This window comes from Dehalococcoidales bacterium (assembly GCA_028717385.1).
In the GTDB taxonomy this organism is placed as follows: domain Bacteria; phylum Chloroflexota; class Dehalococcoidia; order Dehalococcoidales; family CSSed11-197; genus CSSed11-197.
In genome coordinates this window covers 78,327-103,627 of the sequence record JAQUNW010000003.1, presented here as the reverse complement: position 1 = coordinate 103,627, position 25,301 = coordinate 78,327, and the positions used below count along the sequence as shown (strand labels likewise).

Sequence of the window (25,301 nt, the reverse complement as noted above, 5' to 3'; positions counted from 1 at the left end):
CGTTGATCTTTTGCATCCAACGACTATAGCCTCTCGGGTAATAACTTTCCACATATATCTGTTTCATTAAAAAGACTCCCGGATATCACCTCCCCGGGAGTCCAATATGTATCTGAACTTTTGCATAGGTTTATAAGGTAAATTTTTACACGCAAAGTATTGGTATGCCCATATAAGTAAAGGCAGGCTGCTATTGACAGCCTGCCTTACCACGCAAATTTTTGGTGAATCGCATTAAAAAGCGATCGTAAACACCTGCAGGAATGGGGTGATTACGATATCAAAAAAGAGTACACCCAACAAGAGACCAAATAAATAAAGAATTCCCGATAGATAACCTTCCCCTGCCATCACATGCTGGCGGAAAGGACACCCCTCGGCCATAACTGAAAAAAACGCCATGCCAAAAGCCCCTATTATGCTCAGCGGAAGTAGAACAATGGGTTCAACTGCCAAGCCTTGGCTAAGCATGGGAAATTCAGGTACTCCGGGGAAATCCAGCTTGCCGCTGATAAGCTTCACCAGGTTAAAACCGATGATACCGCCAATAATTATCCCGATCAAGCCCTTGAGTCGATATGAATCTTTAACAAGATAAAAATCTCTGAGTCCGCTTATCGTACAAAAGCGCGAACGTTGCCCCATATAACCTAAAACCAAACCAACGATAAGGGTTACCACCCCTATGTTTATCGGCACATAAGTGGCAAGCGCCCAGGAAATAGAAAAAGCAAGAACGAGAAATACAGCAAGTGCAATTAAAAACATTTTACATTCGCCTCACTTTCCACTTTATATATTCACAAGAGGCGATAACACCGAGTACAATCGCAAACAATACAAGCATAGACCATATCATTCCGTAAGAGGCCAGAATGGAAGTGCGAATAGGGCATGAACCCCAAAGAAGGCCAAAATTGATAATGATAAAACCAAGCATAAATGCAAATATGCTATCCCTTACCGGACCTTTACGAAACTTGAATTCCTTATTTTTCAAAGAAGCAGCGGTTGAACCCAGAATAAAGCCAACTGAGGTGAGAACTGGCACGCCAACAAATATTCCATGTATAGTAAATTCAGTACCGAAGATAGTATTGGACAACCAGTTAATCAGATTTGCTGGATGAGATACAGCGCATACGCCATCACCCACCGGTGGTTGCACGTTGAAAAACCCTTGAGCAATAGCAGCCAGTACTCCCATGGCTATGCCAGTAAGCAATGCCATGTTTGGCACCAGTTTCAAAGAAGGCTTTTTCAGCGTTATATTGATTTTACCTAATTTGATTTCCATTCCACAACCTCCTTTCTGGACTCGTTTATATTACCTTTTTAACAGCTTCAGCTATGTGTGGTATCAGCTCAGATATTGGAGTAGCCGGAGTCGGTTGTGCCAGCGCTCCCATAAAGCGGTTGATTTGAGCTGCCTTCAAACACGCTTCCGTGACATCCATGCCGCTAGAAATAAGAGCAGATACTACTCCCGTAATAGTATCTCCTGTACCACCTATCGCCTCTAGCGAGGGAATAAGAGGTTCTTTAACTTGCCCTACTACCTTTCCTTCTACCACGATATGGTCAACTGCTGCCTTGATAAGCAAGTATTTCGGCGCATCACCATGTTGATATGCCTCTCCACTTAAACGGGGAATTTCCTTGTCGTCTACTTCAAAAATAAAATGTTGCACATAAGCAGGATGCGGGGCTTCTGCATCAGCAATAAAGCTGAGTTCTCCCGGATCCGGCGTAAAAAGATCAAATTTCTTTGACAACCCGAGGGCTTTGGCATTGAGAAGTGCGCCGGCATCAGCTATGAAGAATGGCCTTTTTTCGAGGCTGTCCATGGAATTTATCAATTTTTCGAATGGCTCTTTGGTTGGGAGGAGATAATGAAGAGTAAGAACATCAGCCTTCAGATTCACAAGTTCCTGGCTGAGGTAATCCAGAATTTTGATAGTCCCATCACCCATTCCGGTATCCCCGTAAGTAATCAGGTAGGGGGGATCTATCCCCAAGGTCTGGCAGGCTACCGAAGCGGCAGATGCCATGGCGGCAGTGCCCAAAGTAACGTATTTCCCTTCCAGCACGTAATCACCTATAGCGAGCTTGTCTTTCTGATAGATACAGCTTCCTTGGGTAAGGGGCATTCCGTCAATTGGTATAGTTCCTGCAATTACCAGCATTTTACTTCTTCCCCTTCTTTTTCTTTTCTTGTTGCTTTTTAAAAAGCTTCTCTGCGTTTGTATAAGCATGCTCCAAAGTATAAGCACATATGGTTTTACCAATTTCCCTGGGCTTGGGACCTTCTCCGATTACTGTGCCGATAAGGCTCAGACCGAGCCATGGGATATCCGGTCAGCCACCACCTGAGAGGTTTACAATTACGCCATCTTCTTTACGATAGGTGATTTTCATATTGCCACACCGAACCATCATGTAGTCTCCGTAATCCCAGGTTTTGATCAACTTAGCCAGGAATACGGGTACCAAATTGGTTCCTCTCGGCATAAATAATATGTCCAGAATAATTACTTTATTTTCTTCAAGTGTAGCTTCCGCAGCATCCACGTCGGGAGTTTCAACTTCAATTGCCAAATCGCAGCCTGTACGGTATTCAACCGGCGGCGCGACCTCCTTTATTTTAAAACCGGCTTTATCCAGGACATGCTTTGCGCGCATGGCATGATAGATATAGTCAAAGACTATTAGCGCTTTATCGCCTTGTTCTGTCATTACAGCCTCCGGAATATTTTATGCCTAGTTTATTACTGATACACTTTAGTGTCAAGGTATTAGCATAAACTATTATATCCTTTTATAATATATTGATAATTACGTATTTTTATGGCTATGACTAGTATTCTATAAATATTCATCGACAAAAAAGCTTGCTCTCTTTTATAAGAGCAAGCCTTGACGAAAATACATATTAAATGCAGGAATTCAGTATTAAATCTTGATTACCTTGGTTGCCTCAAGCAACGATTCCACAATTTCATACATGTTGCCGGTATAACCTATGTTCAACTTATCGGTTAATTCATAATACGCCAGGCAAGTCCCGCAAGACACGATACTGACTCCAGCTTCTTTGAGAAGATTAAGCGTGTCCAGAACATTCGATCCTTCGCAAGCCAGCTTTACGCCGCTGTTTAGAAATAGTATTTTGGTCGGCAGGTTGTTATTCTGCCACAAAGTATTTAAAAATGATTTTATAAGTATTGTACCAAGGTTTTCGTCACCTCCACCCAAAACCTCCGATGTAATCAAGACTACATACGACCCCGTCTTGTCGCTGCGCGTTTCGTTTTCTCGTCCGGGTTTAATAATTAGTTCGAAGACACCATCTTTTTCTGTTAAATCCATCTGGTGATTCTGGCTAGACGCAAACCTCTTAACGTTTTGAAGAGCATTTGTGCTATCCAACAGTATTTTTAACGGTTCGTTTCCAGATTCCTCCAGCGCCTTTTTAGTTAACAGTACAGGCTGAGGGCAGGACAAACCGCGACAGTCTATTTGTTTCATCGCAACCTCGTTTTATCCTCCTTTGATCATTTATGCTGAATTTCTATCCCGGTGATTAAAAATTTCCGCGTTTATCATTTCCTTGGGAAGTAACACATGTGCCACTCCATTCACAAAGGTATTGCTTAAAAACTAACGGAAATGTATCAATTATCTGCGATACTTTTGTTGCAGGAGTCGGGTTTGCCATTTTACCGCCCATACGGTTGCATTTGGCTGCCAGTATGCCAGCCTCTACCGGCTCAACTCCAGCGTAGGTAAAAGCACTTACCAACCCGGTTATGGTATCGCCAGTGCCGCCAATCGCTTCGAGTACGGGGACATTCGGATCTTCAATAGTTGCCAGAATCTCTCCATTTTTGGCTATATAATCCCTGGCGCCTTTTACCACCATTACCCTCGCTGCGCTTTTATGTGAATACGCAGCTTTGATCAGTTGAGGCACATCTTCGATTTCCGAATCAAAAAGATGATTGGCAATATAAGCAGGATGAGTAGCGTTCGGATCTGCTAAAAAAGCAATTTCGGATGGATCCGGAGTAAATATCCCGAACTTCTCTGCCTGGCCAGCCGCTTTTGCTGCATACATTGCACCGGCATCCGCTATCAAAAACGGAGGCTTTGCCATTTTTTCGACCTCTTTTACGAATTGGGTCAACAGATTCATAAAAGGCTGACAGTAATGCAGGGTTACAAATGCAGGCTTAAGAGCAGAGATATTTTCGATGAGATATCGATACATTAACCGGGTACCATCACCTTTACCAATGTCTCCGGCGACTACAACATATGGAGGTTCAATCCCCATATATTCCGTTGCAGTCAATGCAGCACTTATCATAGCGCCGGTACCCTGAATGCGTGAGAAAGGCTGGCTATCTGCTACAAGCATATCTCCTTCCCTCCTCACATAACCTGCTATTAAAGGCATGCCCTGTTTTGGTATAGTTCCCCCAATTACCAGCATTGCCTAATTACCTCCGTTCCACATTGTTAGAGCTTCTTCATAAGCCCGGTCCAGCATTAAAGCGCAAAGAGTATAACCCAATTCAGAAGGTTTGGGGGCTTGGGTTAGCTTTTTCCCAACCATTTCTGCATGAAGGTAGGGAATATCAGGGCATCCCCCGCCGGAAGTATTAACTATCAAACCAGTTTCTTTCTCAAAAGCCAGTTTCATATTCCCGGCTTTTATCATGGTCCATTTGCCGTAATCGGTGGTTTTTACCACTGACAGCAACTCAGCTGTTCCGCCATGATTTGGAATGATTTGGTAGAAATGTACATCTTTTTCTTTAAGTAATCTTTCGATACCAGTCTTTTCTACCAGGTTGATTACAACTGCCAGATCGCAGCCCATCCGATATTTGGGCGGTGGAGCAATAAGTTTTACTGCGTATCCGCCTGTTCTGAGTACCTTTTCGGCTTGAATAGCCTGGCTGACGTCTTCAAATATTATCAGACCACCACCATCAGTCATATTACTTCCATTATTGTCCATCGATAGTCGTTAAAACCTCCTTAATCCCGGGTTTTATTTAACACAGAACTGATTACCAACAACAACTCAGGTGTTTTCTACTTATTACATTCCGAGTAAAAATGTCTATTAACGTCATCGTAAAACTCTTAGCCACATTAATAATCTTTCCTGAAAATATTATCATAAATGTTCCGATGTTTCAATATAAATATTACTTATTACAATCACCATATATGTTGACACCAATAGCCGGTTGTTCTAGATTAAAGAATAATAAAATTACTATGTCAGAAGAAATCGAAAAAAAGCTGGATGTGCGCGGACAACAGCCACCCACACCAAACATGATGCTAAAGGATGCACTCGAAGGAGTCCCTATTGGCGCGCTAGTTGAGGTTACAGGTGACAAGTCTGCGTCCAGAAGCCTGCAACGCTTTGTTCGCATGAGGGGCCATGAAACCGTTAGCGTTAATGAAGCTGCAGACGCTTTTATCATGGTAGTTAAGAAAGTTGCCGGAACCGGAGATCTTCCTCTGGACTGCATTTTAATCAAGGATTAGCAAGAAGATTGCCTGTGCTTTTTGGTTTTATCCAAAGTGAAAAGCAACCATTTTAAACAATGGGGAAGGAGGGACTTGAACCCTCACGCCTTGCGGCACATGATCCTAAGTCATGCCTGTCTGCCAGTTCCAGCACTCCCCCGCTCGGTGGTATTATAGCATCAAAAGCCCTACAAGTTTAAAATTCCCCCATGTCTCCAGGTGATATAATCAATAGATGGATTCGTAGGATTTCACGCCGGAGGTTGTTGGTGATGAAGAAATGGAATCTAGTTTGGACGCTGTTTGTGTTGGTAATAGCTCTTTCCGGTATAAGCCTGTTTTTTTACATCGAACAAGGCCATACTCTGGACAAGGCACTACAACGGATTTCCACATTGGAAGAAAATGGTGCGGAAATCCAGCAACAGCTTGATGAAAGCCTTTCACATACGTCTGGGTTAAATAACCAGCTGAATACGATTGAAGCCAACTTAAGCCAATTAGAATCCGGCTTGGAGGAATTGCAATCTATTCGTGGGGATATCTCCCAATTCAGAGACCAATTGGGAGAACTAAGTGACGGAATCTTAGAAATCAACCAAAAACTGGTAGAAATAAATCCGGATTACTTCAGTGCTGCCCAGATTATCGAAGCTGCCGAACCTTTTGTTGTTTACATTGAAGCCAGCTATCTGAGTTACCAGGTATCCGGTTCTGGCATCATTGTATCTTCTTCCGGGCATGTCATCACCAATTATCATGTTGTCGAAGGCATGAAGAACTTAAACGCAATACTCAATACTGGAGAAACGATATCTCTCGAACTGTTAAAATACCATGCTGACAGGGACATAGCTATTCTGAAACTGGTTTCGGATCGAACAGACTTCCCCTTTGCACCACTTGGAGACTCAGATACGATTTTAGTAGGCTCAGATGTACTAGCCATTGGATACCCCTATCCGCTGGGTGATATTATTCCGGGCAGGGCTTCCGTAACACGAGGTATTGTATCCGCAATGAGAAAAATTGATGGTTACAACTATCTACAAACCGATACCGCTATTAATCCGGGTAATAGCGGTGGAGCATTATTAAACTTTGCCGGCGAATTGGTTGGGGTGAATGTTGCCAAGTATGTAGATGTAAACATTGAAGGTATAGGCCTGGCAATACCAATCAACGAAGTAAAAAATATGATCAACGAACATGCAGGATAATTCGATTGTTTGAAATGTTTTTCTTCCTTATCGGAAGCAAAGGTTACAAAGATCGACTGGGGTATATTGCAACTACCTGCCCAGAATGCAGAATGCGCGGATTATTCACTGTTGAGCAAGAGCGGAAAAAATTTACCCTGTACTTAGTTCCAACTTTCGAATATTCTAAAAAACAATTTATGTCGTGCCCGTATTGTCGTGAAGTTTTTGAGGTTGCAGATGAAATTAAAAGCCAGCTGGCTGCTAAATTAATTAGTCAGGAACAATTGACTGCTATCATTAGAAATGGACAGTTGGAGAAGTTACTTACCAAACATATTAGCAAGCAGAAAATGATCGACAATACTTCCGATTAAAGGCGGTTATCAGAATTTGAGTATTGAAAACAAGACAAGAGAACTACTCCAGGAGCTTAGCCCGGAAACGCAATTGGTAGTAGCGGCCAAAAATCGCACTCCGGCAGAGGTCAGCGAATGCGTGAATGCAGGTGCAACCATTATCGGCGAGAATTACCTTAAAGATGCGGAAAGAGCTTTTCAGATCATTGGCAACAAAGCCTCATGGCATTATATTGGGCGCCTTCAGCGGAACAAAATCGGGCGCATTGTAGCAATGTTTGACATGATAGAAACTGTCGACAGCCTCGATTTAGCCTCACTTATCAACAAAGAGTGCGTTTCTATAGGTAAAATTATGTCGGTTTTAGTCGAAGTGAATAGCGGGAAAGAAACAAAGAAATCTGGCATTATGCCGGAAATAATTGAGAAGTTTATAAAACAGCTTTCTACGTTCGATAGCATCAGGGTACAGGGATTAATGACGATGGGGCCTCTATTGACAAACCCTGAAGATTATCGCCCCTATTTTCGTATTGTACGACAAATGTTTAATCAGATCGCTGCTTTAAATTTACCACGAGTACAAATGCTGTATCTCTCTATGGGAATGACGGATTCTTATCGAGTGGCAATTGAAGAAGGGGCAAATATTGTGCGTATTGGAAGTAAAATTTTCGGCCCCAGAGTTTAGCTAATAATCAAACCTTTTAATCTGGTAGCAATTTCATACAAATTTTGGAACGGGTAAAAGTCTTTACCCAGTTCTTTCATTTTTACTTTCAGACTGTCAGTAGCAAACGCGTGCCGTGCCAAGCGTGCCGCAGGAGCATCTGAGGCCCCGTTACCAGCATAGATGATATCGTAACCACTAGCGATAAAAAAGCGTGAATAAGATTCCTTAAAGCCGTCATCAATCGGATTTCCATCAGGACTGAAATACTCCGTTTCCAGATGACGATTACCAAACACGGTTTTGGCTGAATAGACTTGAACATTTTCCATTTGCATGTGTTTTAAAATTGCGCGAATATAGAAATCCAAGCCGTTGCTTATAATAACAAAGCGAATGCTATGATAGGCACAAAACTCTACAAGTTCTTTGAATCCAGGCCTTAGCTGGTAGTTGTTAATTACATAGTCTTCAAGAATGGTTTGTTGTTCATTGACCAGCGCGAATGCCCTTTTGTTGAACTCTCCTACAGTGATGCGAGAGCTTTTGTAATCTTCAAGGATACTTCTCCAGTCACCCTTGGCGAATTCGTCTAGTATCAAGAAGCTGATATCCTCAACTGTGATGGTGCCATCAAAATCCGATTGAAATAGTAGCGGCTTCGGATTATTGAGTTTCAATTTCGCCCCTTGTAGTGATTTGCTCGCAAGTGTAATCTGTTTCAAAAAGTTTATCTTTATCTTCAATGAGGTCAGGATATAAAATACCATCAAGATGATTAATTTCATGTTCAAGAGCCTGAGCCAATAACCCGGAAGCTTTGATCCTTAATTGTTTGCCATTCTCGTTCAGCCCCTTGGCAGTAACCATTATTGAACGCTTTACAAGACCCTCATAACCCGGGATACTCAAGCATGCTTCCATGATTTCCCTTTCCCCTTCCCGTTTGGTTATTTCCGGATTGATTATGGCAAAAGGTTCTTCATCAGGCATCTGCAAGACGATAAGGCGTATATTTTTACCAATCTGAGGCGCAGCAAGGCCAACTCCGCCTTCTATTTGCATTGTTTCTATCATATCCCCGATCAGCCGCTTAATAGAACGGTCGATCTCGGGTATTCTGACCGATTTGTTTTTTAAAATCGGATCGGGTGCGGTTAGAACTTTTAATGCAGCCATGGAGAACATCTTATCATAAAATACAATGATGGAGCGAACGAGTATGAATAAGGAAAAGCCTGTATTGCCGTTATCAGCCTGATTATGCTAGTATATTTTGTCATCTCGGGGTGTAGCGCAGCCTGGTAGCGCACCTGAATGGGGTTCAGGTGGTCGACGGTTCGAATCCGTCCACCCCGATTTTTCTCAACGGTTCCTCAATAGTTATGTAAAATGTCCCATTTCGCTGACTGCCAACAGTTACGTTATGTTCATTCCCTGCTGTATTTGTCTGGTTATCTTCCCCGTATAACTTGCCAAAGAGAACTGAAATAACGTAATCCTATTAGTTTAGATTCTCCTTGTATTTGCTGATGTTCTATCGAGGAAAAGTTGTTAACCCTGTCGATTTCCGGCTTCAGTCTAACTATTTCATGGCCTTTGCCGCTATCAACCATGTCGTCTATCTCGCGTTCAATAGCTAACGCTGCATTTAGGCGCTCAATTTGCGCTTGAGCCGAACCAGACGGTATTTGGCCATATTCCACCTTTAGTTGAGTGAGTTTAGCAATTGCCTGATATGTTACATCCATAATTTGCTGACGGGAAAGCCAGTTGGTTTCGTAATTCAGAGTGTGCTTCCAGGTAGGGCGTGTTAATGCCTGGCGATGTTCCTCAAAGGTCTTAAACAAAAGGCGGTATCCATGTTTGTCCGGATTTTCAAAAGCTTCGGAACCGGGGTCAAGAAAAGGCCCCAACGGTCCTATATAGAGGGATAAGCGTTTATCACCTTTGAACTTTTCCAGAAGATACCGACAGTAATCTATTGTTTCCATCACAGAATCACTATCCTGTAATGGAAGCCCTATCATAAAAAATATCTCGACTTTGCCTGCCCCCAAACGCAAAGCGCTTTCGATTGTCTCTTCCATCCCCTGATTGGCATAATCGATATTTAAAGCTTTTCTTACTGCCTCGTCATGGGAATGTGGCGACATGTCCAGATTAAAACCTGGAGCAGCGATGGCAATACGCTGCATCATGTCTTCTGGTACAGGTTCATATATCTCAAACATCAATGTGTTTTTTACCGGTCTTTTTTCCAACAATTCCAATAACCTGTCGGCTTTTCCTTGACTGGCTTGGCGGATATCTCCCAGTATCGAAATAGTCCCGCGAGAAATTCTGGATATGTTCTGAATATCTTTAAAAATATCCTCCGGAGTACGGAAAACTGTCTTTTTGCGGTTGACCACCACCTGCATCGCACGGGCAGAGCCTCCACAGAAAAGACAATTACGAGTACACCCTCTGCAGGTGAACACAGCTGTTATTGGATGTTTAAGCCACCCTTTAAAAGGTACTACGCTAGCCAGATCCCGATAGCGCAACACCTGGCGCACCATAAGGCCGTAATGGTTGCCCATGACGTTTGAAATATCATCAGGGATATAGCTCACAACATTTTCACGGGCTACGCCTTTATCATCTTTCCATACCAGATTGGGTACACTGGCAAAGTCTCCGGTTTTAAGTGCAGCCATAAAAAGGCGCATTGGCTCTTCAGTAGAGTCACCACGCATTACAAAGTCGATTTCTGAATACTGGATTATTTCCTTATGGAAGCGAGAGGCAGAAAAACCACCTACAATCACCCTGGTTTCTGGATGGATTTTTTTAACCAGCCGGGCAATTTCGATAGCGCCATGAGCGTGCACCATCCAGTGAATATCTATACCAAATACAGGAGCTTGTATTTTAGAGAGAAATTTTTCAACATCAAAACGAGAATCTTTTAACATACGCCATGCCAGGTTAACAATTCGCGTTTGGTATCCAGCTTTCTCCAGGCACTCGGCGATACTGGTAAAGCCAACTGGATACATCTCAAATACCGGTGTCGAGGGAACCAGATCGCTGACTGGCCCATAAAGCTGTGGTATCTTCCTGAAATCATATAGATGTGGGGGGTGCAGGAGAACAATATCAGCGCGCTGGTTAAACAAAGATTTCATTTATATATTATTACCGGTGCTCCAGAAATAAAGATAACACCCGGGTTTTGCTCCTAGCCAATTAACAATATACACGATTCTTGAAATCTGTGCATAGAAGGGTGCGGAACAAATACTCTGCCTTAAACTGGATTCACAGACTCACTCATGCTGGTCTATATATTTAATTGCCATATGCCTTAGCCAAAAGCTATAATTCCTAAGTGCTTATTCATTATTGGTAAGCTGCTTTTCAGTCATATTCCCGGCTGGTGATGAAAATATAGCCGGTGTTTTATTATCAGGAGTTAAAGAAAATATTGTAATGCCAAAAACCGATTTTATCTTGTTGCATGCCCCGCATGTGTATGATTTTCGTAAAATTCCCCAACTCTATGGCCCGGTCAGCGACCTGGTTCTGGCAACCCCTACTTTTGAAATGTACCCGGTAGGGCTTTCTACTATTGCGGAACACTTGGAAAAAGCCGGATACAGAACTCGTATTGTAAATATCGCATGGAGAATGTTGCGTAACGCAAAATTCGACGCAGAAAAATTCATCGCCAAATTGAACGCCCCTCTTTTTGGCATAGATCTGCATTGGATGGTACATGCCCATGGATCGATAGAGATTGCCCGTATTGTAAAAAAACATCATCCGGGATCAAAGATTATCATCGGTGGATATTCAGCTACTCGTTTTTATAAAGATGTAATTCGCTACCCGGAAGTCGACTTCGTGATGCGTGGTGACTCTACTGAAGAGCCAATGCGCCTTTTTATGGCCGCACTTAAAACCGGAGACTTTGCCAGTGTACCCAATCTGGTATGGAAAGATGATAAAGGGGAAGTGCATGAAAACCCCTTCAGTTACGTACCAAGAGACATATCAAATGTTATGGGCAACCATTACGGCCTTATGGTGCGCCAGGTGTTGCGCTATCGGGATCTGGCGAGCGTAGTACCTTTTAAAGGGTGGCTCAAGTACCCGGTTACAGCTGTATTTACCTCACGCGGCTGTAAATATGAATGTATTTTCTGCAGCGGTTCAAAAACCGGTATGGCTGGATTTGCCAACCGTACAGAACCGGCTCGAAGAACAGCTGAAGATATCTCTAACGATATCCATAATATCAGCCAGATTACACGTGGGCCAATATTAATCGTTGGAGATATCCGTGAAGGAGGCAACGCGCGAGCGCGCAAAATATTGGAACTGATAAAAAAAGACAGGGTTAAAAACACTCTTATGTTTGAGGCTTTTAATCCCATGCCACCGGAGTTCATAAAAGAGATGGCAGAAGCTGCTCCGGGATTTTCCCTCGATATGTCTCCCGAATCTCATGATCCAGAAGTGCGCAAGGTATCTCTGGGACGAGAATTTAGCAACCAGGCTATGGAAGATATGATAAAAGCAGCGCTCGACAACGGCGCCAGTCGAGTAGAAATATTCTTCATGATAGGTCTTCACAAGCAGGACAAACAGTCTGTTCTGGATTCTGTTGATTACTGCGAAGAGCTTTTAAAGAAGTTCAATGCAGATAAACGGTTGTTTTTATTTATGGGGCACCAGGCGCCTTTTATGGCCCCAGGATGCCCAGCTTTTGAAAATCCAGAGTGTTACGGATTTCGCCTTCTGTATAAAACATTTGAAGAGCACCGCCAGGCACTTACCTTGCCAAGCTGGAAGTATCAATTGAACTATGAAACCCAATGGCTTTCCCAAAAAGAAATTACTGAAGTCACCTACGAAGCGATTTCACGCCTAGCTCAGCTGAAAGCTCGTTACGGGCAATTACCCCAGAAAATGGCTGACGAACAGTCTGAACGAATAAAAAGGGCTATCAAACTGGAAGAGAAGTTGGACAAACTGGTCGAATCCGGAGATACTGAGGCAATTGCCATGCTTAAACCGGAGATGGATGAAATCAATGGCTTTAAAGCAGCCGAAAGGCTTGAACTTGAAATCCCGGTTGGGCTAGTACGGCTACGCTATTGGAACGCCGTAAAGAAAGTACTCTTTGGGAAAAAATAACTAAAAATCGCGAGTGCATTTGATGCTAAAAGACAAGCTGAAAGCCTGGGTAGAGATTCAAAAGTTCCCCCGTCATTCCAATGATGTCTTTTCTTTTATACTAGGCTCAGTGCTAGCTTGGTATAACGCCGATCAGTTCCACTGGGGAGTGTTTATTGCTGGATTGCTGGCTGTATTCTTCATGGCGAATGGTATTTACCTGACTAATGAATATCAAGACTATGAAAGTGATAGCCTCAACCGTGAGCGAATAGGCGGCAGCAGCCGCCGAATGGGCATGGAGACTACCGGCGGTACCAGAGTGTTAGTAGAGGGGCGGCTAAAACGCCGGCATGTTTATATTGCAGGAATGGTCTTTTTTGCTTTATGCATTCCACTGGGTTTACTGATTCAATTCGGATTTAAAACAGGCGTCTGGACTATTCCTCTGGGCATATTGGGATTATTTTTTACGTATGGTTATTCCAATCCTCCCATAAAAGCATCCTACCGCGGCGCGGGCGAATTGTTTATGATGCTGGGATACGCAGCCTTGGTTTTTACCGCCTATTATATTCAAGCTGGTGCAGCCTGGTTTCCACTGCTGATGTGCCTGCCGCGTATTCTGACTGTCCCTGCACTAAAATTGCTGCGTAACATTCCGGATGCACGAGCAGATGAGGCTGCTGGCAAAAAGACACTGGTGGTTATGATTGGGAAATCCAGAGCTTCAAAGCTTTATGTTGTTATTATCGCTGCTTCAATCATCTCGTTTATTCCGGCAATATGTGTAACCCAATCTTTCTTTGTCCTTCTTAATATTATACCGGCTGTATATCTGGTAGCCAGTGCATTGCCTATGGCTAAGGGTTTATGGCACATACCAGAACAATTGGCTTTGTCCTGCAAGTATGGCTTTCAAGGCTTATTGTTATTACCGGTAACTCTTACCCTGACATTCCTGCTGAACGGGCTTTTCCATTTTTAAACCTGGAGCGCAGAACACACAGGACTGCCTCCTGCCTGGTATTCACACCGAGCTTTGAGTAAATACTGTTGATGTGGTTTTTTACAGTTTTTTCCTCAATGTTTAAAACCCGTGCAATCTCTCTGTTTTCACATCCGGTGCCAATAAGGTTCAATACCTCTTTTTCCCGCTGTGTCAACCTTTGCCAAATATCAATATCCGGTGAAGACGCGCCCTGCGCTGCCCCGAATAAATCATCCACTGGCGGCAGGGATATTGCTTTACCGGCAACTGCAGTTTTTACTGCTTTTATCAGCTCCTGAGGGCTAAAATGACCGTAGATTAAATATCCCGCAGCTCCTGCATTAATAGCATTAGCAAGAATACAGGGATCATCTATTACTGTTAGCATCAAGATTTTAGTTTCGGGTTTCTTATTTAAAATAGCTTGCGTTGCACTTATGCCATCCATATCCGGCATGCGAATATCCATGAGTACAAGCTCGGGATCAACAGAATTGCACAGGTTTATTGCTTCTTGGCCATTTGAGGCTTCACCAGCAATAAAGATGCCTGTATCACTTTCCAGCACACTGCGCAATCCTCTTCTGGCAACAAAGTTGTCATCAACAATTACTATGCTAATCATCTTTAATTCACATTTTTCTCAGAGGCTGTTTTATGTAAAGTTTTACCCCATTTGGCGAGTTTTGAATTATAAAGCTGCCTCCAGCAAGTTCAACCCGCTCCTTGATTGATACCAGGCCTAGACTGCCTCTCTTTAGGTATGAATATACGTTTTCAGGCTCGCTGTAAAAACCATGGCCATTATCTTCCAGTTCTAATAGCATCTCACCGTTTTCAATGGCAAGTTTTATCCATACTTTCGATGCACCGGAATGACGTTCAATGTTAAGCAATGCTTCAGAAATAATATTATGTAAATTATGGGTCAACGTGGGATCAATTGAAGGAAAAAAATCTGGTATATCTCTTTCGACTTCAATATGGGTTCGCACTGTCCAGGCATCCAGCAGGTCGTTGATATAAGCTGAAAGGTTTTTCTCCTGCATGATGTCTTCTATCCGCAGTTCCATTATTACGCTTCTTATCTGGCGACTGAGAAGCTGACACACTTCCTGTATGTAGTTCGCTTTTTCAGAAAACCCATTACCTTCTTCCGAGTGATCTTGAGCCATCGAATAAGCTTCCAGTGAAAGCCCCTGGAGGCTTTTTAATATGCTGTCGTGCAGTTCAGATGATATTCGCCTTCTCTCAAGCAGCAGAGTGCGTTCTGCAGCTAACTGTACAGCGTATCGGCGCTGTTTCCTCCATTCACGGGCAACCATTCCAACCATAAGACTGGCAAAACTCATGACGCCCAGTAGAAGTAGATAATTGGCCATCGGAAACGAACCAGGTTGAGACGATAACGGAAGATAAATCCCAAAGAGCATCCCCAGGCTAAACAACAAATCCATAACCAGCGCTCCCCGCAGTTCGAAGCGAATAGCGGCTTCTGCAATAATCAAGGAAAACACTATGTAAAAAAGTAAGTTTTTATCTGGTTCAAGTATAAATATCAGCGCCCACCCGGCACAGAAATCTGCGCTCAGCATAAAGAAACCAAGCAACCTCTGAGCTGCCATGCCGGTAGTAGCTTTATTGGCATAGAAACCAGCTATATTCACAATAACCAGCCCAACAACAATTGCGATAATTCCTGCAAGACTTGGCCAGGAATAGAGCCAACCGGCAAGGAGCACTGCCGGCACGTAAAGCCAACGCTGGAGAATCAATACCTTTTCCAGTCGTTTGCTTTCTCCTAGTTCCTGTTCGGTCGTTTTAGTGAGCATTTTTAACATGCCTGACATCTGGATTTCGAAGCTCTATTGTACCTTCTTTTCAAGCTATTTAACATCCTGTTTTGGTTAGGCCCCCGGGACTCATGACAAGAATAATAACAATCTGTTAACATTTACTTGTCCGTGCAGGTCTTTACCTCCCGGCTACACGTGTGATGAGACAAAAGATTTCCAATAACAGTTCAATTAGCACTTTTCGTGCATGGATAGAAATTCAGGAACTTCCCAAACATATAGCACCTGTGTTCCGCATTATTCTCGGCGGTGTTCTGGCTTGGTACGCAACTGGCAGTTTCTATTGGGCGGTGTTTGCTCTTACCCTTCTTTCGGTGTTTTTCATAGCCGACGGCTCGTTTATTTCTAATGAATACTTCGATTATGAAACCGATAAGAATAATGCCGCACGCCTTGGTGGGCAAAACCAGAGTGTCACCAGTACTGGCGGCACCAGGGTGCTGGTTAAGGGATTAATCAAGCGCAAGCACGCCTTGATTTCATCAATAGTCTTTTTCCTCCTGGCAATGCCGGTGGGCATTATTCTTCAGTTCGGTTTTGGAACTGGAGTATGGACTATACCATTGGGAGCGATAGGGATTCTTATTGGGTGGTTTTATACCGCCCCACCAATTAAGGCAGCCTACCGCGGATTGGGTGAAGTCTTCATGGCGCTAGCCTATTTTTTGCTGGTTTTTACGATTTATTACACCCAGGCGGGGCTTAGCTGGTTCCCGGTTGCAGTAGCATCAACTCAATTGTTCGCCGTTCCAGCAATTAAATTACTTCGCGAATTTCCAGATTACGAAGCAGATAAAAACGCTGGCAAGCGCACTCTGGTAGTGATATTTGGCAAAGGAAGAATGAGTTACTTGTATGTACTTCTGATGACGGCAGCTATTTTGCTATTTATCCCGTCCTTCGTTCTATCAAAGTCACTATTTGCTCTGTTAAATTTAATTCCCATCTATTTTATTCTGCGTTCTGCATTCAATGTGGCTCTGGGTAATTGGCGCAATCCCCAAGGACTTGCTTTCAGCTGCCGATATGGTTTTTATGGATTGATGTTCAGCCCACTGACCCTGAGCCTTACCTTTCTTTTTAATGGTCTGACAGGCGTTTAATTATACTGAGGAGGTTTAAATAAATGAAAACAATTACATGTATTAAAAGGGTCCTTTTGGTGGCTATTGTAGTGGTATTAGCCATTGGGTTCGCAGGTTGCTCCCGTAACAGCGAGAAGCCAACCGTAAAAATCGTAATGGCGCCCTATTTTGGAAGCTGGCTTTGCACTTATGGAATTGTTAGCGGTGCACTAGCTTCGGATGATGTAAATGTTGTTATTGACCAGTCGCTCGCGTTTGATGACCAGATGATGGCAGGCAACTATCCAATCGGCGCTATGAGTTCCGCCACTTTTGCTATAGCTGGAGAAAAAAGTTTATACAAACTTAAGGCTCTTGGTGTATACCTTGCCCATACCGGCGCAGACACTACTAACGGAGTGGCAGTTGTGTATGTTAAAAAAGGCAGCGGTTTGCAATCCCCGCAGGACCTGGCTGGTAAACGAATTGGTGTACCAGGCTTAAACACTGGTACTACAAGTACATTTTTTGGCCTGATGAAAAACCAATACAATATTGAGGAAAGCCAGTTCACCATAGTGGATGGCAACCCGCCCCAACTGCTGGAATTCTTACGCAGGGGAGATATTCAAGCAGCGCTGGTATTGGGAGACCCCTCTGTCCAGGCATATGCCAGCGGAGAATTTGATATTTTATTTAACGTAGACCAGGCTTTTGAGAAACAATACGGCACTTACAACCCGGCTTCATTCCTGACAGTGCAAACCGAGTATTTAGAAGAAAATGCTGAACTCGTCAAGGACATATACGAATTATTGATGGAAAGCCGTCAGTATGGCGAGGCTCGACTGGAAGAACTTGCCCAAATATATGTCAAAGAATTTGGTGGGGATGCAGATTTTTATGTAAATGCCTACTCTACGCATTATTCTGTTACTTTTGATTCCATTGAAGGAAAACTGGAAGATTCGGTAATGGCAATTTTTAGTTTCGTCAAGGATCGGGGTATAATCAACACAATTTCACAACCGGATGAATTATTTGTAGAATGGTAAAAAAACTGAGCCTGGTTGCTCTCGCTTCCTTGCTTTTTTGGCTCGTCTGGTGGGCAGTAGCAGCGCTTTCCGATTCTGCACTTTTCCCTACCCCGTGGGAAACACTGGAAGCGCTTTGGGCAATTATTACTTCCCCCAATGCCTGGAAGCATATTGGCGTATCCACTTACCGGGTTGTAGCTGGAACTGCAATTGGTTCTGTGCTTGGCACTGTATTAGGCTTGTCAACGCGCTATTGGTCATTCATGGCAGTCGCCGTCAAAACGGTTATTTATCCCCTTTTGCAATCAGTACCCACAATCTGCTGGGCACTTATATTAGTACTCTGGTTCGGCCTTTCCGATACCACTCCAATCCTGGTTATAGCTTCAGCGGTGGCGCCATTCTTTATTATTAATATTTGGGAAGGCTTAAAAGAACTGGATCCCAATCTAACCGAAATGGCTTCGGTCTATACCAAATCACGCAGCCGCATCCTGAGTAAAGTAATTATGCCGATGCTGTATCCTTATATCTTTGCCGCAACACGCAGTTCGCTAATGGTTGCCTGGAAAGTGGTGATTCTTGGGGAAATCTTCGGCGCCGCCTCAGGTATGGGCTATATGCTCTCTATCGCTTTTGGCAGTTACAGAATTGAACAGGTTTTTGGTTGGACATTGGCTTTTGCCATAATCCTTATCATATTCGACTATGGAATTTTCAACTACATAGACAGGAAGTTTATCCGCAAATGGAAACCCCAGGAAGCATAATATTAGAGGTAAAGCAAATCTCGCACACCTTTGAAACCTTAAAGGTTCTCGAAGATATCTCCTTCAATGTCAAAAGTGGTGAGGTCGTTTGCATACTTGGTCCTTCTGGATGCGGTAAAACTACCCTGTTGCGCATTATTGCCGGATTGATGCCTAGCCGCCACGGCAAAGTGGAGTTTCAGGGGACACAAACCGGGGTTATTGATTCAAACCTCCAGGCTATCGGCGTGGTATTCCAGGAACCCAGGCTACTGCCATGGCGAACTGCTATCAACAACGTAGCTTTACCATTTGAGCTTGTCGGGATAAAGCCACCGGACATCGATGAAAAGCTGGTTGCCGGGGCACTGGAAATGGTGAACTTGTCTGATTTTAAATTCAGCTATCCACATCAACTAAGTGGAGGAATGCGCCAGCGGGTATCGCTGGCTCGTGCCCTGGTTACTAATCCGCGCATTCTCCTTATGGATGAGCCTCTTACGGGATTGGATGTTACAACCCGGGAAGAACTTCAAGCCGAAATTATACGTATCTGGCGGGAGAAGAAAATGAGCCTTTTATGGGTAACACATGATCCTGAAGAGGCAGTCTTCATGGCAGACCGGGTCATAGTACTTACTAACCGCCCAACAAATATAAAAACTGTTCTGGATATTGATATGCCCAGGCCGCGCTCAAGGGTTACACAGGATTTTATCAGTGCCGAGCAGGAACTCCGCCGTTTACTTTCTTAAATAGAATTAAAAATATTAACTCCTTCCCCCAGAATTTCATATAAACCTTTTATTTCGCACCCATAGTCAGGTATAATCGAGTTGAATCACGAATAAAGCGATCGGGCAGCTTTATTTGCCCGAAAGGGGACGTTATATGGTGGAGAGAGTTGGAAAATCACATGCTGCTGAAACCCCCAAAATCCTCGTCAAACCCCTGCCAAAAATTCTTGATGAGATGGAGGAAAACATTCGTGCAGCCATAGAAGCTGCACGAAGAGCAGAAGCAGCCTCCCGCGCGGCTAGTGATGCCGCTCGCACTGCTACAGCAGCTTCAGGAGAAGCGGGAAAGAGGGCTGATGAAGCGCGTATCGCCGGGCAAAGTGCAGCCGATATGGCTACAAGGGCAGCCGCCGAAGCAGTTGCAAGAGCAGAATCTACGGCAGATAAAGTCACACAAGCAGCAGACTTAGCAGCTTTACGAGCTGAAGAAGCAGAAAAACACACAATCCAGGCGGTCGAATCCTTTCATCAAGCAGCTATAGAGGCTGCTGAAAAAGCAGAAGTAGCTGGTGAAAAAGCCCGCCAGGCAGCCGAAGAAGCAACTAAAATATCGCACCTTGCCGCTAAAACTGCTGCCGAAGAAGCAGATAAGGCGGTAAAAGCAGCTCAGCAAGCCGCCGAAACGGCACGAAAGGTATCTCATGAGGCAACACAGGCTTCCCGGGATGCAATCACCAAAGCAGACAGTGTAGATGCTGCATTAAGGGCTGCACTGGCAGATGCCGTTAATAATGCCAACGAGGCCTCACTACGTACATCTGCAGAAGCCCAGGCAGCAATACAAGCAGCTAAAGACGCCGCAGACGCAGCCAGTGCGGCAGCTGCTGAAGCAACCCGCCGAGCAGAAGAGGCAAGCGCCAATGCCCGCGCATCTGCAGAAGATGCTGCTCAGCTGGCAGAAGAAGCCGCTCGCCGGGCAGAAGAGGCGGCACTTAAGGCAGAAGACACTGCCATTGGCGCTCGTTACGCCGCAGAAGAAGCAACGCAGCGTGCAGAAGAAGCTGAACTTGCCGCTAGAGAAGCAGCGGCTCGTGCACAAAGAGCTGCCGAAGAAGCTGCCGCAAGAGCAGAAAATATAGCGCTTGAAGCCAGAGATGCGGTGCTTGCCAGTATAAAGAATGCTAAAACCGCTGGTAAAAATGCAGACGATGCAGCAGCATCTGCTAATCAGGCAATCGTTAAACTTGTTGAAAATCCGGATATGGAAAGCGCCAGAAATGCGGAAACCAGCGGCAGACAGGCCAAACGTGCCGCTTCTGCTGCTTATCAAGCCGCAGAAGATGTCAAACGAAAATCCGATCTTTCTGAAATTGCTGCAGACGAAGCTTTTCTGGCTGCAACTGGCGTGTCCGAGCATTTGGCTGTAAGCCTAGAAGAAGCTGGCAACCATGCACGAGAAGCTGCCGCTAAAGGTTATAAGGTCGCCCAGGAAACCGCCCGGAAATCTGAACTTGCTGACGCAGCTGGTGATAAAGCTATCGAAGCTTCTGCTGATGTCTTACACCAACTGGTAAGTCGCGCAGAAGATCTTGCCATGATGTCTCGGCAGGCGGCTGATACAGCCACAGGGGCAGCGGAAGCCGCACGCCTGGCTGCCGACGAAGCAGCCAGAACAATGAGCGCAGAAGCAGCTGCTGGCATGCAAGAGGCAAAAAGAATAGCCCAGGAAAGTGCTCTGAAAGCAGAAAAAGTTGCCCTGGCGGCTGAAATTTCCGGCCGGGAAGCCAAAGCTGCAGCAGAAGCAGCTATTAAAGCCTCTCAAGCTGCCGCGTTGAAGGCTACAAAAGAAGCTGAGGAAGCGGCACAGACAACCAAGGAGATAGCCGTCGCAGCAAGGACTGCCTCAGAGGAAGCTGCTCGCAAGGCAGCGGAAGCCAGTGCTCGAGCCAGCGAAACGGCTGAAACGATGGCAGCAGAAGCAGTCCGAAAAGCCGAAGAGGCAGCACAAAGAGCCAGTGAAATTGCTATCAGCGCACGATCCGCATCGGAAGAAGCTGCTCGCAAAGCAGCAGAATCCAGCGCTAAAGCTAGCGAAACAGCTGAAACGATGGCAGCAGAAGCAGTCCGAAAAGCCGAAGAGGCAAAGGCTGCTGCTGAAGCAGCAATCAAGGCTTCTCAAGAAGCTGCACTAAAAGCTTCCAAAGAAGCTGAAGAAGCAGCACAAAGAGCCAGAGAAATTGCCACTAGCGCGCGATCCGCATCGGAAGAAGCTGCTCGCAAAGCAGCAGAATCCAGCGCTAAAGCTAGCGAAACAGCTGAAACGATGGCAGCAGAAGCAGTCCGAAAAGCCGAAGAGGCAATGAAAAAAGCCGAAGAAGCCCTGGTAAAAAGTATAGTAAAAAGGGTGCTTTCCTCCAGCCAACTGACGACTATAATTATATTGACGGTAATAGGTGCAATTTTTGCAGCTGTATCAATCAGCCTCGGTCTTAGTTTGATATAATTGTTCTCAACCTTTAATACCTTGGGAGGCTGGTTTATAAGCCAGTCTCCCTTTTTAAGTATAGCCTATAGTACTTTGCTGTTTTGCTATGTTAGAATCAATAAAAGAAATCAGGATTCAAATACTCTGACTATGACCGGTAAAGTAAAGAACCCACTGATGTTGATTGCTGGATTTGTTGCCCTTGTTTCAGCAATAGCGGTTGCGATTCTGGTTAACCAGTCCGCTCCACGCCTGGCTGCTTTTTGGATCCTTGGGCTCATGTTCGGTTTTACCCTCAGTCGGAGCCGTTTTTGTTTTGTTTCCGGATTCTCGAATTTTTATCTGTTCCGGGAAGGTGAAATGCTTAAAGCTATTATTGCCGGAATGGTTGTTTCTACTATAGGTTTTGCCTTTATCATGCATGGGTGGGTTAACGATCCGTCAACTGGAGCAATTCCACCCGGAGCGCATGTTTCCCCCTTTGGCTGGTACTTGTTGCCAGCCGGGCTGTTATTTGGATTTGGAATGGTTATTGCCGGTTGCTGCATAACGGGTTCGCTATACCGGATTAGCGGCGGTTATATCTATGCTTTAATTGCCTTGATTAGTGTTTTACTGGGAATGGGCGCTTTTCTTTTTACCAGAGAATTGTGGTGGTCAGATGTTAGCAGTTTGCCGCAAATTTGGCTTCCGAAGTATTTTGGCTGGCCGGTGGCAGTTATTTTTACAATTTTTATTCTTCTTGCTTTTTATTTACTGGTTGTTTTTCTACAAAGCAGGCGGTTTAAAACAGTTCACTCCGAGCCAGCAACCAGCATAACCTCCATGGTAAAACCCCATTTCGCTGCCAAGCTGAAAAGTCTGGCAAAACAACTCATCACCGCAAGCTGGCCAGCAATGGCAGGGGGAATCCTTCTGGGGGTGCTAAATACCCTTTGTTATGTTCTGGTCGACAGGCCATGGGGAGTAACTGGCGAAATCCAGCGCTGGTCACAAATCGTTTTCAAATTCGCAGGGCTCCCCGTGCCAGAAATAATACCCGTGCCAGGCACCTGAGTTGTCAGTGTCCAGCCAGGCCAGTTGACCTGGGGATTGATGTTAAACGGAGGGTTGTTACTCGGAGCCCTCTGCGGTTTTTTGCTGAGCCGCGAATTCAAATTGGTGTTCCCAAGAAATTGGCGACAATACGTTCAAATTATTCTGGGTGGCATCATGATGGGTTATGGAGCCGGGCTTGCTTCAGGCTGCAGTGTCGGCGCCTTCTTTTCTGCAATTCCATCACTCGGCGCCAATGGTTTTCTGTTTGGAGCATCCATGGCTTTAGGTGCTTTCGCCGGAGTAAAAGTAGTTAATCGGTTGGGGTAACAGCGCAGGTTTTTCCTGTTTTGAATTAGGGTTATAATAATACTCAGGAGGAAAAAATGAAACGAAATATAGCGGTGTTAATTATTCTCAGCATGGTGATAGGGCTGGCAGGTGGTTGCAGTGGCTCCAACGGGGATTCCAATGGTGGAATTGATGCTGGCACCAAGGTAGAAGTAGAAGGTGGCGCATACTGGGATCTCACTCCGGCAGAACTGTATAATGCACTAGAGGAAGATATGTTTGTTTTTCAGTATGACGTGGTGCAGTTAGGAAACATACCTGGAACTGACCTGTTTATCCAGTACCCCAATATTGAAGCAAACTTGAGTGTGGTCCCTTCTGATAAATCGTCTATTATAATAGTTTACTGCTCCGTAGGCGCTAAAAGTGTTGAAGCTGCCCAATACCTCGTTAGCCAAGGTTATACATCCGTTTACAACCTAACAGGTGGTACCGCAGCTTGGCGCAACCAGGGTTATCCAGTGGTGGCAGGTTAACAGAGATGATAATACTTGGAATTATCGGCATAATCATTGGTGTTATTTGTCTTATACTCAGCGCGGTGGCTTTCATACCCTTGCTGGGTTGGTTTAACTGGTTTATTATTCCGGCGGCAGTAATCGGCTTGGTTTTTGGCATATTAGCCCGTAAAAATGCCGGGGTGGTCGCTATCATTCTCTGCAGCGCAGCTATAATTATTGGTATTTTCAGGCTGGCACTCGGCGGCGGAATTCTTTAATTAATCGGCATTAAAAAAGCGGGGTTCGAAAACCCCGCTTTTTGTTTTATACCGCTGCTAAAGTATTAAATTTTTATCGAGCTTGCCCATTTCTCTGCCAGATCACCAGCCCGCGGCAGCTTGTAGCGCACGCCCTGATAGGCTTTGACCATAAGCAGAATCCACAGAACAAATACAAGCAGCCCGAGGATTGAACTTATTATCCACCCGATTATCGGGATGATATTCAATATGATCAGTACAATGCTAAATGCCCCGAACACTACAATTGATTGCCAGGCATGAAATCGGACAAAAGCATTTTCCTTCTCAATCAACAGAAAAACCAGGCCACCAATCCAGCCAAATAGATAACAGAGCAAACCAGCAACGTTTTCTTCGAGTCCCGAGGATGTTTTTGCCATTTAAGCGTACAACCTCCTTTAAAAATTAAAATAAAGATTACAACTTGCAATGGCTCAAGTCAATAACCCTCGTCCAGACTATGACAATTCCGGGTTGTCACTCGGCGACGTTTCCGATGCTCTCAATCGTATAGCAAATTTTACCGGCGGGAGCAGATATTTCTATAACCTCTCCAGCAGTTCTGCCAATAAGGGATTTACCCAAAGGCGAAGAATCGGATATTTTCCCGTCGAGAGGGCTCGCTTCTCTGGTAGTTACAATTATATAGTATAGGTTTTCCCCGGTGGACATGTCTTTTAAACTGACCTGATCTCCAATGTTAACTTGTAACCTATTATTATTTTGTTCGGGAATTTTAGCCATCTTGAGTGTCTCTTCAAGCTCGCTAATGCGCCCTTCTACATGCCCTAATTCTTCTTTAGCGGCTGCCAATGGGGAATTCTCTCTAAAATCTTTGTCTGCAGCAGCCAGTTGAATTGCTCTGATAATCTCAGGTTTCTTGGCTTTTAGTGTTTCCAGCTCTGCTTTCAAAGATGCATAACCTTCCGAGGTTAAGTACACTGGTTCCCTTGCAGGCCGGCAATTGACGGAGTTATTTTTACGTGTTTTGCACTTGCGGGGCTTTACGTGCCCAGCAAGCCGGGATGTGGTCCACCGGCATTTATTTATGTAAATCAAAAAATCACGTAGGGTTCCCATTTTTTGCTGTAGCTCCGTATCGGTGGGTGGTAATTGCTGGCTGAATCGGGCTATTTCTGCCGGTGTCAGACTGGAAGGCTTGCGCTGGGTACCGCACCAGTGTACAAAGCTGTGAATTGTAAGAGCTGCTTCATTAGATTGTGAAGCCTCAAGGCTTAATAAAAAGCTGTTGGCGGCTTCGGCCAGGACAGGCTGAGGTTCTTTTATGGTCATGTTAGATTTCCTTCTAA

General features: G+C 44.6%; 27 protein-coding genes, 2 tRNA genes and 1 pseudogene. 15 read left to right on the top strand and 15 right to left on the bottom strand.

The genetic code is table 11. The features are described 5' to 3' along the window. Positions 1–234: 234 nt before the first annotated feature. From PHX29_01855 to PHX29_01825, 7 genes are all read right to left on the bottom strand, one after another. Entirely contained in the window at positions 235–768 is a 534-nt protein-coding gene (locus tag PHX29_01855; GenBank protein MDD5604650.1) for a YeeE/YedE thiosulfate transporter family protein, read from the bottom strand. A gap of 1 nt (position 769) precedes the next feature. Next, entirely contained in the window at positions 770–1,297 is a 528-nt protein-coding gene (locus tag PHX29_01850; GenBank protein ID MDD5604649.1) for a hypothetical protein, read from the bottom strand. A 25-nt stretch (positions 1,298–1,322) separates the two neighbouring features. Further along, complete coding sequence (locus PHX29_01845; GenBank protein ID MDD5604648.1) at positions 1,323–2,186, bottom strand: NAD(P)H-hydrate dehydratase; 864 nt, start codon at positions 2,184–2,186, stop codon at positions 1,323–1,325. 172 nt (positions 2,187–2,358) lie between these two features. Beyond that, positions 2,359–2,736, bottom strand: coding sequence for a DUF3343 domain-containing protein (locus PHX29_01840; protein MDD5604647.1), 378 nt, complete (start codon positions 2,734–2,736; stop codon positions 2,359–2,361). A 216-nt stretch (positions 2,737–2,952) separates the two neighbouring features. After that, positions 2,953–3,528 carry a sulfurtransferase-like selenium metabolism protein YedF gene (yedF, locus tag PHX29_01835; GenBank protein MDD5604646.1) on the bottom strand — a complete coding sequence of 192 codons (576 nt, stop codon included), beginning with the start codon at positions 3,526–3,528 and terminating at the stop codon, positions 2,953–2,955. Positions 3,529–3,583: 55 nt separating this feature from the next. After that, positions 3,584–4,495, bottom strand: coding sequence for an NAD(P)H-hydrate dehydratase (locus PHX29_01830; GenBank protein ID MDD5604645.1), 912 nt, complete (start codon positions 4,493–4,495; stop codon positions 3,584–3,586). Between the two features lie 3 nt (positions 4,496–4,498). After that, positions 4,499–5,005 carry a DUF3343 domain-containing protein gene (locus PHX29_01825; protein MDD5604644.1) on the bottom strand — a complete coding sequence of 169 codons (507 nt, stop codon included), beginning with the start codon at positions 5,003–5,005 and terminating at the stop codon, positions 4,499–4,501. 287 nt (positions 5,006–5,292) lie between these two features. On the opposite strand from PHX29_01825, the gene PHX29_01820 reads away from it, so the two are divergent. Continuing rightward, a complete protein-coding gene (locus PHX29_01820) occupies positions 5,293–5,568 on the top strand; it encodes a sulfurtransferase TusA family protein (protein MDD5604643.1) in 276 nt (91 codons plus the stop codon). Between the two features lie 60 nt (positions 5,569–5,628). Here the strand turns inward: PHX29_01820 and PHX29_01815 are convergent. After that, positions 5,629–5,710: transfer RNA gene (locus PHX29_01815), tRNA-Leu, on the bottom strand. Positions 5,711–5,822: 112 nt separating this feature from the next. On the opposite strand from PHX29_01815, the gene PHX29_01810 reads away from it, so the two are divergent. The 3 genes from PHX29_01810 to PHX29_01800 are packed head-to-tail and all read left to right on the top strand — an operon-like array spanning position 5,823 to position 7,799. Continuing rightward, positions 5,823–6,770 carry a trypsin-like peptidase domain-containing protein gene (locus PHX29_01810; protein MDD5604642.1) on the top strand — a complete coding sequence of 316 codons (948 nt, stop codon included), beginning with the start codon at positions 5,823–5,825 and terminating at the stop codon, positions 6,768–6,770. A gap of 14 nt (positions 6,771–6,784) precedes the next feature. After that, complete coding sequence (locus tag PHX29_01805) at positions 6,785–7,126, top strand: zinc-ribbon domain-containing protein (protein ID MDD5604641.1); 342 nt, start codon at positions 6,785–6,787, stop codon at positions 7,124–7,126. A 16-nt stretch (positions 7,127–7,142) separates the two neighbouring features. Then, positions 7,143–7,799: a YggS family pyridoxal phosphate-dependent enzyme gene (locus PHX29_01800; protein ID MDD5604640.1), complete on the top strand. Its 657-nt coding sequence runs from the start codon at positions 7,143–7,145 to the stop codon at positions 7,797–7,799. Here the strand turns inward: PHX29_01800 and PHX29_01795 are convergent. Further along, entirely contained in the window at positions 7,796–8,458 is a 663-nt protein-coding gene (locus tag PHX29_01795; protein ID MDD5604639.1) for an MtnX-like HAD-IB family phosphatase, read from the bottom strand. The genes PHX29_01800 and PHX29_01795 overlap by 4 nt on opposite strands. Next, on the bottom strand, positions 8,445–8,957 hold the full coding sequence (def, locus tag PHX29_01790) for a peptide deformylase (GenBank protein ID MDD5604638.1): 513 nt from the start codon (positions 8,955–8,957) through the stop codon (positions 8,445–8,447). The genes PHX29_01795 and def overlap by 14 nt, the downstream gene beginning before the upstream one ends. A 106-nt stretch (positions 8,958–9,063) precedes the next feature. On the opposite strand from def, the gene PHX29_01785 reads away from it, so the two are divergent. Continuing rightward, positions 9,064–9,137, top strand: a tRNA-Pro gene (locus tag PHX29_01785). Between the two features lie 95 nt (positions 9,138–9,232). On the opposite strand, the gene PHX29_01780 is transcribed toward PHX29_01785, so the two are convergent. Beyond that, positions 9,233–10,951 (bottom strand): TIGR04190 family B12-binding domain/radical SAM domain protein, encoded by a 1,719-nt coding sequence (locus tag PHX29_01780; GenBank protein ID MDD5604637.1) that lies wholly within the window; start codon positions 10,949–10,951, stop codon positions 9,233–9,235. 217 nt (positions 10,952–11,168) lie between these two features. Between PHX29_01780 and PHX29_01775 the strand changes: the two genes are divergently transcribed. Together PHX29_01775 and PHX29_01770 are read left to right on the top strand one after the other, a co-directional pair. Beyond that, complete coding sequence (locus PHX29_01775; protein MDD5604636.1) at positions 11,169–12,965, top strand: TIGR04190 family B12-binding domain/radical SAM domain protein; 1,797 nt, start codon at positions 11,169–11,171, stop codon at positions 12,963–12,965. 22 nt (positions 12,966–12,987) lie between these two features. Then, the gene (locus PHX29_01770; GenBank protein MDD5604635.1) at positions 12,988–13,932 is read left to right on the top strand and encodes a prenyltransferase; all 945 of its coding nucleotides are present in this window, start codon (positions 12,988–12,990) and stop codon (positions 13,930–13,932) included. Here the strand turns inward: PHX29_01770 and PHX29_01765 are convergent. Then, positions 13,892–14,560 (bottom strand): response regulator transcription factor, encoded by a 669-nt coding sequence (locus PHX29_01765; GenBank protein ID MDD5604634.1) that lies wholly within the window; start codon positions 14,558–14,560, stop codon positions 13,892–13,894. The two genes, PHX29_01770 and PHX29_01765, sit on opposite strands and share 41 nt — an antisense overlap. Positions 14,561–14,567: 7 nt before the next feature. Beyond that, positions 14,568–15,767: a histidine kinase gene (locus PHX29_01760; GenBank protein ID MDD5604633.1), complete on the bottom strand. Its 1,200-nt coding sequence runs from the start codon at positions 15,765–15,767 to the stop codon at positions 14,568–14,570. 164 nt (positions 15,768–15,931) lie between these two features. On the opposite strand from PHX29_01760, the gene PHX29_01755 reads away from it, so the two are divergent. From PHX29_01755 to PHX29_01720, 8 genes and pseudogenes are all read left to right on the top strand, one after another. Beyond that, on the top strand, positions 15,932–16,894 hold the full coding sequence (locus PHX29_01755) for a prenyltransferase (GenBank protein MDD5604632.1): 963 nt from the start codon (positions 15,932–15,934) through the stop codon (positions 16,892–16,894). Between the two features lie 23 nt (positions 16,895–16,917). After that, positions 16,918–17,910: an ABC transporter substrate-binding protein gene (locus PHX29_01750; protein MDD5604631.1), complete on the top strand. Its 993-nt coding sequence runs from the start codon at positions 16,918–16,920 to the stop codon at positions 17,908–17,910. After that, positions 17,904–18,662, top strand: coding sequence for an ABC transporter permease subunit (locus PHX29_01745; GenBank protein ID MDD5604630.1), 759 nt, complete (start codon positions 17,904–17,906; stop codon positions 18,660–18,662). Before PHX29_01750 ends, PHX29_01745 begins: the two co-directional genes overlap by 7 nt. Then, complete coding sequence (locus tag PHX29_01740; protein ID MDD5604629.1) at positions 18,641–19,396, top strand: ABC transporter ATP-binding protein; 756 nt, start codon at positions 18,641–18,643, stop codon at positions 19,394–19,396. The genes PHX29_01745 and PHX29_01740 overlap by 22 nt, the downstream gene beginning before the upstream one ends. Before the next feature lie 136 nt (positions 19,397–19,532). After that, the gene (locus PHX29_01735; protein MDD5604628.1) at positions 19,533–21,881 is read left to right on the top strand and encodes a hypothetical protein; all 2,349 of its coding nucleotides are present in this window, start codon (positions 19,533–19,535) and stop codon (positions 21,879–21,881) included. Positions 21,882–22,142: 261 nt separating this feature from the next. Then, positions 22,143–23,228: pseudogene (locus PHX29_01730) on the top strand (YeeE/YedE family protein). A 56-nt stretch (positions 23,229–23,284) separates the two neighbouring features. Continuing rightward, on the top strand, positions 23,285–23,725 hold the full coding sequence (locus PHX29_01725) for a rhodanese-like domain-containing protein (protein MDD5604627.1): 441 nt from the start codon (positions 23,285–23,287) through the stop codon (positions 23,723–23,725). Between the two features lie 5 nt (positions 23,726–23,730). Further along, positions 23,731–23,967, top strand: coding sequence for a hypothetical protein (locus PHX29_01720; GenBank protein MDD5604626.1), 237 nt, complete (start codon positions 23,731–23,733; stop codon positions 23,965–23,967). Between the two features lie 65 nt (positions 23,968–24,032). Here PHX29_01720 and PHX29_01715 read toward each other — a convergent pair whose 3' ends face one another. Together PHX29_01715 and PHX29_01710 are read right to left on the bottom strand one after the other, a co-directional pair. Continuing rightward, complete coding sequence (locus PHX29_01715; protein MDD5604625.1) at positions 24,033–24,371, bottom strand: DUF4870 domain-containing protein; 339 nt, start codon at positions 24,369–24,371, stop codon at positions 24,033–24,035. 97 nt (positions 24,372–24,468) lie between these two features. Next, a complete protein-coding gene (locus PHX29_01710; protein MDD5604624.1) occupies positions 24,469–25,284 on the bottom strand; it encodes a transcription elongation factor GreA in 816 nt (271 codons plus the stop codon). Positions 25,285–25,301: the final 17 nt, after the last annotated feature.